This is a genomic window from Streptomyces sp. 8L, assembly GCF_020176795.1.
In the GTDB taxonomy this organism is placed as follows: domain Bacteria; phylum Actinomycetota; class Actinomycetes; order Streptomycetales; family Streptomycetaceae; genus Streptomyces.
In genome coordinates, this window is record NZ_JAIUKE010000408.1 from 1 (window position 1) to 11,355 (window position 11,355).

Annotated in this window: 7 protein-coding genes; 5 read left to right on the top strand and 2 right to left on the bottom strand. The window is 71.3% G+C overall.

All coding sequences use genetic code 11. The features are described from left to right. Positions 1-48: 48 nt before the first annotated feature. Entirely contained in the window at positions 49-2,886 is a 2,838-nt protein-coding gene (locus LCE31_RS40970) for a serine hydrolase (RefSeq protein ID WP_225019392.1), read from the bottom strand. A 210-nt stretch (positions 2,887-3,096) separates the two neighbouring features. Here LCE31_RS40970 and LCE31_RS28900 point away from each other — a divergent pair, with 210 nt between their 5' ends. From LCE31_RS28900 to LCE31_RS28915, 4 genes are all read left to right on the top strand, one after another. Continuing rightward, a complete protein-coding gene (locus tag LCE31_RS28900) occupies positions 3,097-3,846 on the top strand; it encodes a GOLPH3/VPS74 family protein (protein WP_225019394.1) in 750 nt (249 codons plus the stop codon). 505 nt (positions 3,847-4,351) lie between these two features. Then, positions 4,352-5,212: a helix-turn-helix domain-containing protein gene (locus LCE31_RS28905; RefSeq protein WP_225019396.1), complete on the top strand. Its 861-nt coding sequence runs from the start codon at positions 4,352-4,354 to the stop codon at positions 5,210-5,212. Positions 5,213-5,540: 328 nt separating this feature from the next. After that, a complete protein-coding gene (locus LCE31_RS28910; protein ID WP_225019398.1) occupies positions 5,541-5,750 on the top strand; it encodes a DUF397 domain-containing protein in 210 nt (69 codons plus the stop codon). A 603-nt stretch (positions 5,751-6,353) separates the two neighbouring features. Further along, entirely contained in the window at positions 6,354-7,949 is a 1,596-nt protein-coding gene (locus tag LCE31_RS28915) for a sodium:solute symporter family protein (protein ID WP_225019400.1), read from the top strand. Positions 7,950-8,170: 221 nt separating this feature from the next. Here LCE31_RS28915 and LCE31_RS28920 read toward each other — a convergent pair whose 3' ends face one another. Then, a complete protein-coding gene (locus LCE31_RS28920; RefSeq protein ID WP_225019402.1) occupies positions 8,171-8,581 on the bottom strand; it encodes a Fur family transcriptional regulator in 411 nt (136 codons plus the stop codon). Positions 8,582-8,966: 385 nt separating this feature from the next. On the opposite strand from LCE31_RS28920, the gene katG reads away from it, so the two are divergent. Next, positions 8,967-11,198: a catalase/peroxidase HPI gene (katG, locus tag LCE31_RS28925; RefSeq protein WP_225019404.1), complete on the top strand. Its 2,232-nt coding sequence runs from the start codon at positions 8,967-8,969 to the stop codon at positions 11,196-11,198. Positions 11,199-11,355 lie beyond the last annotated feature (157 nt).

Sequence of the window (11,355 nt, forward strand, 5' to 3'; positions counted from 1 at the left end):
GAACCCGCCGGCCGGCTCGGGGCCGCCCGGCGGGTTCCGCGGGCCGGATCAGAGGTGCGTGAGCTTCGCGCCGAATCCGGGCTCGACCAGGGCCCGCTGGACCGCGACCGGGATCTCCTCGCTGCTCAGTCCGTTGCCGACCGTCAGCGTCCCGACGCGCTGTCCTGACTTGGCGGTGTGCGGGACGGAGCCGGAGCCGGCCGTCAGCTGGAGCCGCTCCGTGAGCCCGCCCCACCCGACCGCCTTGGCGTCGGCCGTGGCGACGACGGGCGTCGTGCCGCCGAGGCCGTCGTCCACCTCGCCGACGACCTGGCCCTTGTGGACGACCGTCACGCGCTTCAGCTCGCCCTCGGCGGCGATCATCGCGGTCTTGCTGACGGCGTTGACGGTGTCGATGATCGGCGACTTGTGCTGGGCGAAGACGGCGCCGACGATGAGCTGGTCCTTGCCGTCCACGACCTTGTGCGCGGCGAAGACGAGGTTGCCGCCCGCCGCGGTGGTCGTACCGGTCTTGAGGCCGATGGCGCCGTTGTACGGGACGAGCGAGTTGTAGTTGCGGTGGCTCGTACCGGACGGGTCGGTCCAGCTCGGCAGGACCGTGATCGCCGTGAGCGCCGGTATGCCGACCAGCTTCTGCCCCAGGATGACCTGGTCCTTCGCCGTGCTCACCGTAGACGACTCGAGCCCCGACGGGTCCGTGTACGTGGTGTGGCCCATGCCGAGCGCCCGCGCCTCGGCGTTCATCTTCTTGACGAAGGCGTCCTCGGAGCCCGCGTCCCACCGCGCCAGCAGGCGGGCGATGTTGTTCGCGGACTGGACCATCAGCGCGGACAGCGCTTCCTTGAGGGTGAGCTTGTCGCCGGCCTTGACGGTGTTGAGCGTCGACTCGCCCTCGCTGTCGAGACCGCCCTCCTTCGCGGCCTGCTTGTCGACGGTGATCGACGGGCCGTTCTGCCCGGTCTTCAGCGGGTGGTCCTTGAGGACCAGGTACGCGGTCATCAACTTGGCGACACTGCCGACCGGTACGGGCTTCTCGGCGCCGAACGAGTCCATCGTGCCGAGGCCGGGCGCGGCCACGTACCCCTGGCCCTCCGAGGGCCACGGCAACCGCGGCTTGTCCCCGGCGAAGCTGTACGTCGCGGCGGCGGTCATCTTCAGCGTCGGCTCCGGGAGCGGGCGCACCCCCTGCACGACGACATAGATGATCGCCAGCAGCACGACGAGCGGCGTCCAGATCTTGAACCGCCGCGCGACGACGCGGACGGGGGTGTCCGGCGTGTTCGTCAGCTCGGCGAGCAGGTCCAGCGGGTCCCTGGGCGGTACGGGTTGCACCGACGTCCGCTCGGAGTCGATGACCGGGGTGATGGGACCACCGGACCCCCCGGCCCCCCCGGGGCGCTTGCCGGGCTCACCGGGATCAACAGGACGGCCGGAATCGCCGGAACGATCGCCCTTCTCCTTCTCGGCGGGCTTTCCGGGTACCGGAATCGACGGCCAGGGCTGCGCGGCCGGGGCCTTCGACGCAGGGGATGAGGCGGACGACGGGGACGCCGGGGACTTCGATGACGGCGATGACGGCGACGATGAGGCGGGCGACGACGGCAGGTCGTCGCGCTTGAGCGGTACGAACGTGCTGCCGGCGAGCTCGGAGGCCGCGGAGGAGCCGCCGTTGAGGGGCGGTTCCGCGGGCAGCTTCAGCGCGGTGGTCGGCCGGTCGACGGGCGGCTTGCCGGACGGAGGTCCGGTACGGATGACCGTGGTCGGGTGGTCGACGCGGTCCGCCGCCCAGCCGGGCGTATGGGCGGGGGGCAGCGCCGCGCCCGGGGCGTCGTCCTTGCCGGTGGGCTGCGCGGGGACGGCGCCCTTGGGACCGCGGCCGGTGCCGCCGTCCCCCTTCGGGCCGGTACCGCCACCGCTGTCCCCGGAGTCGCGCTCGGCCTCGCGTTCGGAATCGGGACGGTCCGGAGAATCCCCGGAAACGGCGCCTTCGGCCTCGGCTACGGCTTCGGTCTTGCTCGGCGCCCCGGTCTCGGCCCCGGCTCCGGCCTCGGTCTTGTTCGGCGCCTCCGCGTCGGCCTCGGACCCGGCCTCGGACCCGCTCTCCGGGTCCGACCCCGCCTCGGGCTCGGCCACCGGCTCGGCCCCGGAGTCGGACTCCGCCTCGGCCTCGGGCCCGGTCGCGGACCCGGCTCCGGACGTCTCGGGCTCGGGCTCACCGACCGCCCCAGCTCCGGACTCCGCCTCGGAGTCGGACTTCGCCTCGGAGTCGGACTTCGCCTCCGGCCCGGGGACCTCGTCGCCGGAGCCCGACGGGTCGCCCTCGGAGCCGGCGTCCGACGCGGCGGAGGCGGCGTCTGCGGCGCCCTCGGGGGCAGCGGCCTCCCCGCCGCGCTCACCCTCCCCCTCGTCCTCAGGGCGCTCTCCAGCCCCGTCCTGGGCGCCCGCGGGGGCGTCTGTGTCCCGTACGGCGGAAACGGCGGCGTCCCCGTCCTCGCCGGGAGCCTCGCCCGATGCGTCACCCGGGGCGTCGTCGGACGCATCGTCCCGGGCGGAGCCCTGCGCGCTCTCCGCGCTCTCGGCGTCCCCTGACGCCTCCTGCCGCGGCTTCGCGCCGGACGGCTCAGGGGTCCCGGAGGCCTCGGACGCCACCGGGGCCTCCGGGGCCTCTGCGGCAGCGCTCCCGGTTATGGCCGCTTCGGCATCGGTGTCGGCCTCGGCGTCAGCATCCGCTCCGGCGTCGGCCCGGGCGTCGGCGTTCGCTTCCGCAACGCCCGCGCCGTCCGCCTCCGCTTCGCGCGGGGCGGCCGCGCGCGCCTCCCGTTCGTCCGGGACGGTCTCCCCCGACGACTTCTGCTGTTCCGACTTGCCGGGGGACTCGCCCGCCACCGTGTCTCCTTCGTGTCGCTCCGCCGTACGGCGCTCTCCCGCGCCGGACCGCGCTGTCCGAACCGTCTCTCAGTTTCCTGTCCGGGACCGCCGCCCGTGTCCTAGACGAGAACGACATACATAACGGTTCCCGCACAAAGCACCCAGGCACTCTCGACAGACCAATGTGAGAGGGGTCACCCTGTCATTCATCCACGCGGGGAGGCATGGATGGGCAGGAGCCGCAGAACAATTCCGGAGGAGCTTCTGCTGCTCGCTCTGGACCCGACCACGGGTACCACAGCGCAGCCGCAGTCGCTCGACCTCGGCCTGGCCGGAGCACAGCTAGTGGAGCTGGCGCTGGCAGGACGGATAGCCCCTGACGGGGATCGTATCGCCGTGGTGATGCCACGGCCGACCGGAGATCCGACTCTGGACTCCGCACTGGAGCTGCTGCGCAGACGCGGCAGTCCGGTTCGGGCCGTCCACTGGATCGGCGGGCCCCGGCTGGGGCTGCGCCAGACGTATCTCTCGCACCTGGAGCGGTGCGGCATGGTGCATGCCGTGGCGGGCCAGATGTGCGGGGTACTGCCGACGACGCGCTACCAGGCGACGGAGACGGCGGTGAGCCGGGAGATCAAGGCCCGGCTGGACAGTGCGATCCGCACCGGCGTACCACCGGACCCGCGGACCGCGGCGCTCGCCGCGCTGGCCCACGCGGTCGGTCTCGGCAAGCACCTCTACCCCGGAAACGAGGGCCGCTCTTCGCGCTCCCGGCTCCGGGACCTGATCAGGCACGACCCGATGGGCGGACTCGTCGCGCACGCCGTGATGGACGTGCAGAACGGCGTCGCGGCCCAGCCGCGCCGCAACTCCGCCCAGGGGGCCGGTGCGCCCGGCATGGCCGAAGGCGGACGGCCGGGAGGCGTTCCGTCGCAGCCGAGCCGGGGAGGCAGCATGGCCCGCGTTCCGGCGCACTGAGGGTCTTCGTTTCCGCACGGCAGCGGCGGGGGCGGGCGCGGAGCCATCCGCTCCCGCCCCGCGCCGCACGCGCGGCCGGCGCGCCGTGCCGTGCCGTCGCACCACCGTGACCTCGTACCGACCCTCCAGAGCCGGTCCGGGAGCCGCAACACACGCGCGGGGCAGTCCGATCCGTCGGACTGCCCCGCGCGTTCGTGCGGGCCCCTGTGCGGGCTCCTGCGCGGACAGTACGCGCCCGGCGCGGGCGGTGCGTGCCCCGCGCGTTCGTACGGGCCCCGGCGCGGGCAGTACGTGCCCGAACGGGCACCGGCGCGTGCGCCGGAGCGTGCGCCGGGGGCATCGCCCATGCTCCCCACGCGACCCTGTATCCCCGTTTTCCAGCGCGACCAGGCCTATCGATGGCAATCTGCTGAGCAGTAGATACGTACAGCTATCACAGCGCGGCCGGTCGCCCGCGGCGGTGCCCACCGCCGCCCCGGCCCCATCCACCGGAGGTGCAGTCCCCGTGGCGTCCAACGTCAACCCCACCGTAAGGCGACGCCGATTGGGCCAGGAGCTGCGCAGGCTCCGCGAGCAGAAGGGCATGACGGCCGAAGAGGTCGCGGAGCGCCTGCTCGTCTCCCAGTCCAAGATCAGCCGGTTGGAGAACGGGCGGCGCTCGATCAGCCAGCGCGATGTGCGCGACCTGTGCGGGGTGTACGAGGTCGAGGACCGGCGCATCGTCGATTCGCTGATGCAGATGGCGAAGGATTCGCGTCAGCAAGGATGGTGGCACGCCTTCGGCGACATCCCGTACAGCGTCTACATCGGCCTGGAGACCGACGCGGCCTCGCTGCGCGTCTTCGAGCCGCAGGTGGTGCCGGGGCTGCTCCAGACACGGGAGTACGCGGAGGCGCTCGTCGCGGGCGCGCTGCCGGAGTACGGGAAGGCGGACGTGGACAAGCGGGTCGGTGTGCGGATGCGGCGCCAGGACCGGATCAAGGACACCGAGCGCCCGTTGCGGCTGTGGGCGGTCGTGGACGAGGCGGCACTGCGCCGGGTGGTGGGCGGCCGGCAGACGATGCGAGAGCAGCTGGAGCACCTGATCGAGCAGTCCCGTCTGCCGCATGTCACCGTGCAGGTACTGCCGTTCGACATGGGCGCGCACCCGGGCATCAGCGGCCACTACGCGATCCTGGAGTTCCCCGACGCGTCGGACTCCAGCGTCGTGTACATCGAGGGCGTGACGAGCGACCTGTACCTGGAGAAGGCCAACGACGTACAGCGCTACAGCGTGATGTACGAGCACCTGCGCGCCCAGGCCCTGAACGTCGAGCAGACCAGGGACTTCATCTCGGCGATCGCGAAGGACTACGCGGCCGAGTAGGACCGGGAGGACGCGACCGCGGGCCCGGTGCGCCCCGGTGTGCCCGGGCGGACCAAGGAGGTCGGAACAGCCGAGGGGATCACAACAGGCAAGGAGGCCAAGGGCACCAAGGGTGCCAAGGAGGCCAAAAGGCTTCCCCCGCACGGCAGTTGATCATGAGTGCGTGAAGGATACACCCATCACATCGATGATCAGACCATCCCCCTGGCATATCCCACCCGAACGAGTGAAGACCCGTCCCGCTTCCGAGGTCGGGCGAGTAGCGTCGATCTTGTCAGCAGAAAGCTGGCGTGTTTTCACACCACTTGCCGAACCGGAGTGAAGAAGCATGGCAATCCTTCAGGGCGCCACGGACACGTGGACCAAGTCCTCCTACTCGGGCGGAAACGGCGCGTGCGTCGAAGTCAGGTCCCCCGAGATCCTGTCGGTCGACGTCCGGGACTCGAAGGCCCCCGAGGGCCCTTCGATCGCCTTCTCCCCCACCTCATGGACCTCGTTCGTCACCGAGATGAACGATTCGGGATTCGGCCCCGCCTGACCCGAACCGGCGCACAACCCGCACAGACAGAGCCCTCTCGACCGGTCCGCCGTCCTGGCCGAGGGGGCTCGGCCGTGCCCGCCGCCGGGCGCCGCCGCGCCACCGGGCGCCGACACACCGACGGACGCCACCGCGCCCCGCACAGCCACGCGCGGCCCCGCGCGGCCCCGCGCAGTCACACGCGGCCCCGCACCGGCACGGCGCACAACCCCCGCCACCCGGGGCGGCGTTCCCCCTTCCACGGCCGCCGCGGGACCCGCATCCCGCTCGGCCGTCCTCGTTCGCCCGCGACGGCCGCCGTACGGCGCCACCTGGCATGAGCCCGACAGAGAGCTCACCCATGGTGTGGCGGCGGTCACGAGCACGACAACTCTTTACCAAGTCAAGGGATAGTAAAATCGTTCGGTTTGCTGATCCTGGTTCACATTCCTGACCGGGGAAGGCCTTGACCCGTCCCCGCGCCTGACGGTTCAATCCCCCGAAGTCCCCCTTCCCGCAGGGGCGCAGGGCCTCAGGGCCCGGCCGGCCGACCCGCGCCGGCACCCGCCGAGCCTCCGGCAGAGAGCACCGGATGTTCACAAGGCGGACCCCTGGAGGGGGCATATGAACAGCATCGACTGGGTCGTGCTCGTCGCGTACTTCGCCGTGATGATCGGGATCGGCGCCTGGTCGCACAAGCGGGTGGGCGATGTCGGCGACTTCTTCACGGCCGGCGGGCGGATGCCGTGGTGGCTCTCGGGCATCTCGCACCACATGTCCGGCTACAGCGCGGTGATGTTCACCGGATACGCCGGGATCGCGTACACCTACGGTGTCACGTCGTTCTGGACGTGGTCCTTCCCGATCGCGGTGGGTGTCGCGATCGGCATCAAGCTGTTCGCGCCCCGGCTGAACCGGCTGCGCGGGCGGCTCCATGTGGCCTCGCCGCTGGAGTACCTGAAGGACCGCTACGACGTGAAGACCCAGCAACTGCTCGCCTGGTCGGGCCTGTTGCTGAAGATCGTCGACGTGGCGTCCAAGTGGGCGGCGATCGCGACCCTGTTGTCCGTGTTCACCGGCCTCAGCCTCGTCCAGGGCATTGTGATCACCGGTGCGATCACGGCGCTCTACTGCACGGTGGGCGGCCTGTGGGCGGACGCGCTGACCGAACTGGGCCAGTTCATCATCCAGTTCGTCGCGGGCATCGCGATGCTGGTCGCGGTGATGGCGAAGCTCAGCGGCTTCAGCACCCTGTGGACGGTGTGGGACAAGCTGCCCTCCGGCCACGGCGACCCGACGGCCGGCCCGTACACCGGGATCTTCCTGGTGGCGTTCCTGTTCATCAAGACCTTCGAGTACAACGGCGGCATGTGGAACCAGGCGCAGCGCTACATGGCGACGCGCACGCCGCGGGAGGCCGTCCGGTCGGCGACGCTGTCGGCCTCGCTCTGGCTGATCTGGCCGCTGGTCCTGTTCTTCCCGATGTGGTGCGCGCCGCTGCTGGTGCACGCCGTGAAGCCCGACGCGTCCGACGCGTACGCGCTGCTGACCGAACAGCTCATCCCGCACGGCCTGTTGGGCCTGGTCGTCGTCGGCTTCTTCTCGCACACCATGGCGATGTGCTCGGGCGACGCGAACGCCATCTCCGCGGTGTTCACCCGCGACCTGGCGCCGGTCCTGTCGAAGTCGGCCCGTACGTGGTCGACGCGGGCCGGCCTGATCGCGGCGCGGGTGTCGACCATCGCGTTCCTCGCGCTGTCGATGGCGGTGGCGACACAGGTCAACTCGCCCACGTTCAAGGACATCATCACCGTCGTGATCAAGTGGGTGGCCGGCCTGATGGGGCCGATCGCGATCCCGTTCATGCTCGGCATGCTGCGCGCCTTCCGCCGCTCCGGGCCGTTCGCGGCGATCACCAGCTGGGCGGCGGGGCTGATCGCGTTCTGGCTGGTCAACTACCCGATCAACTGGGAGGTTTCGGGCGGCGTCGGTCTGGAGTACCAGGTGTCCGTGCCGTGCGCGGTCTCGCTGGTCCTCTACATCGTCCTCGGCTACCTCAAGCCGCAGGAGAAGCCGGGCCTCGACGAGCTGCTCGCGAAGATCAACGAGGACGGTCCGGGCCCCGACGCGGCCGGCGCCTCGGTGGTGCCTCCCCGGCCGGCCGGCGACGCGGACACGGCCACGGACGGAAGCGGCGCGGGCACGGGCAAGAGCGTCTAGTACGGGCGTTCAGCACGGATGACCAGCAGTGATCAGGACCGCCGCGGCCCCGGCCCGGCGGTCCCGGTCGTGCACCACGGCCCGTGCACCACGACCCGTGCGCCCGCACGCCGTCTGCCACCACTCGTACGCCGGCACGTCGCGCACCGCGCCCTCCGCCGGAAGGTACGGGAGGTACGGAAGGTGCGGGAGGTGCGGGAGGTACGGGGTGGGCGCGCGGCTCAGCCGCAGGCCGGGCAGAGGCCCCGGTAGGTGACCTGCGCCTCGGTGACGCTGAAGCCGAACCGTTCCGCCGCAGGGAGGTCCGCGAGCGGGTCGCCGCTGGGGTGGACGTCGCGGACCGTGCCGCAGCGCGAGCACACCAGGTGCTGGTGCGGGTGGTGCGCGTTCGGGTCGTAGCGCTTGGCGCGGCCGTCGGTCGAGACTTCCATCACCTCGCCGAGCGACACCATCTCGCCGAGGGTGTTGTAGACCGTCGCCCGGGAGATCTCCGGCAGTTCGCGGGCCGCCCGGGCGTGCACCTCGTCGGCCGTGAGGTGGACGTGGTCGCCGTCGAGGACCTGCGCGACAACGCGCCGCTGGGACGTCAACCGCCAACCGCGGCCTCGCAGTCGTTCCAGCAGGTCACTCATATCGGTTCACCTGTTCAGGTTCGGGGAACACCCGGAGTTTACCAGCGGGCATCCGAATTCTATGTATATATACGTTTGGCCTACTTCTTGACTTGGACTGGGTCCATCGTAGGATCGGTTCCGGTGATAGCCAAGGGGCGGGAAGCGCGCGGTACGGCGGGAGCCGGGCCAGGGCCTTTCGGGTGGATCAGTTCGTATCCCGACGCGATCGGAACCGGAGGCTCCGGGTGCCCGGTCGCCGGCCGGAGCTGTCCCCCGGGGCACGCGCCCCTGCCGTCGCACCGCCCGCCAGTTGCCGACCACCGTGAGCCGGCCCGGCCCGGAAGGATTTCGCATGCCTGAGGACGAGGACAACGTGCCTGAACAGAACGTGCCCGAGAAGAACGTGTCCGAGAACCACGAGGCGATCGTCACCGACGCCAAGACGGACGGCGCGGGCGGCTGCCCGGTCGCGCACCAGCGCGCCCCGCACCCGACGCAGGGCGGCGGGAACCGCGAGTGGTGGCCCCAGCGGCTCAACCTGAAGATCCTGGCCAAGAACCCGGCGGTGGCCAACCCGCTGGGTGAGGACTTCGACTACGCCGCGGCGTTCAAGAGCCTCGACCTGCCGGCCGTGAAGCGGGACATCGCGGCGGTCCTCACGGACTCGCAGGACTGGTGGCCGGCCGACTTCGGCAACTACGGGCCGCTCTTCATCCGGATGGCGTGGCACAGCGCGGGCACGTACCGCATCAGCGACGGCCGCGGCGGCGCGGGGGCGGGCCAGCAGCGCTTCGCGCCCCTCAACAGCTGGCCGGACAACGTGAGCCTGGACAAGGCCCGCCGTCTGCTGTGGCCGGTCAAGCGCAAGTACGGCCAGAGCCTTTCCTGGGCCGACCTGCTGATCCTCACGGGCAACGTCGCCCTGGAGGAGATGGGCTTCGAGACCTTCGGCTACGCCGGCGGCCGCGAGGACGTCTGGGAGCCCGAGGAGGACGTCTACTGGGGTCCCGAGACCACCTGGCTCGGCGACGAGCGCTACACCGGCGACCGCGAGCTGGAGAACCCGCTCGGCGCGGTCCAGATGGGCCTCATATACGTCAACCCCGAGGGCCCGAACGGCAACCCGGACCCGCTGGCCGCGGCCCGCGACATCCGCGAGACCTTCCGCCGCATGGCGATGAACGACGAGGAGACCGTCGCCCTGATCGCGGGCGGCCACACCTTCGGCAAGACCCACGGCGCGGGCCCGTCGGAGAGCGTCGGCCCCGACCCCGAGGCCGCCCCGCTGGCCGAGCAGGGCCTCGGCTGGCGCAACGCGTACGGCACCGGCAAGGGCGCCGACACGACCACCTCGGGTCTCGAAGTGACCTGGACCAGCACCCCGACCCAGTGGGGCAACGGCTTCTTCGACAACCTCTTCGGCTACGAGTGGGAGCTGACGAAGAGCCCGGCAGGCGCCAACCAGTGGAAGCCGAAGGACGGCGCGGGCGAGGGCACCGTCCCGCACGCCCACGACGCCTCGAAGAAGATCGCCCCCTCGATGCTGACGACCGACCTCGCCCTGCGCGTGGACCCGGCGTACGAGCAGATCTCGCGGCGCTTCCACGAGAACCCGGCGGAGTTCGCCGACGCCTTCGCCCGCGCGTGGTTCAAGCTGACCCACCGCGACATGGGCCCGGTCGTGCGCTACCTCGGCCCCGAGGTCCCGTCCGAGACGCTGGTGTGGCAGGACCCGGTCCCCGCGGTGGACCACGAGCTCGTCGACGCCGCCGACATCGCCTCGCTCAAGGGCAAGATCCTCGACTCGGGCCTCTCGGTCGCGCAGCTGGTGTCGACCGCGTGGGCGTCGGCCTCGTCCTTCCGCGGCAGCGACAAGCGCGGCGGCGCCAACGGCGCCCGCATCCGCCTTGAGCCGCAGAACGGGTGGGAGGTCAACAACCCCGAGCAGCTGCCCGCGGTGCTGCGCGCCCTGGAGGAGGTCCAGGAGGCCTTCAACTCCGCGCAGAGCGGCGGCAAGCGGATCTCGCTCGCCGACCTGATCGTGCTGGCAGGCGGCGCCGCGGTCGAGAAGGCCGCCAAGGACGCGGGCTTCGACGTCGAGGTCCCCTTCACGCCGGGCCGTACGGACGCCTCGCAGGAGCAGACGGACGTCGAGTCGTTCGCCGCGATCGAGCCGGCCGCCGACGGCTTCCGCAACTACCTCGGCAAGGGCAGCCGGCTGCCCGCCGAGTTCCTGCTGGTCGACCGGGCGAACCTGCTGACCCTGAGCGCCCCCGAGATGACGGTCCTCGTCGGCGGTCTGCGGGTGCTTGGCGCCAACTACGACCAGTCGCAGCTGGGTGTCCTCACCACGGCCCCCGGCACGCTGACCAACGACTTCTTCGTCAACCTGCTCGACATGGGCACGACGTGGAAGGCGACGACCGAGGAGCAGCACACGTTCGAGGGCCGGGACGCGGCGACGGGCGAGCTGCGGTGGACCGGCTCCCGCGCCGACCTCGTCTTCGGCTCGAACTCCGAGCTGCGCGCGCTCTCGGAGGTCTACGCGAGCGACGACGCGAAGGAGAAGTTCGTGCGCGAGTTCGTGGCGGCGTGGACCAAGGTCATGAACCTGGACCGGTTCGACCTCGTCTGACACCGCCCCCGACGCGCACGTCGGGGCGCGTCCGGCGCGCTCGTCGCGGCGCGCGCGTCGTCCGGGCATGACGGCTCCCCCCCGGCACGCTGACCAACGACTTCTTCGTCAACCTGCTCGACATGGGCACGACGTGGAAGGCGACGACCGAGGAGCA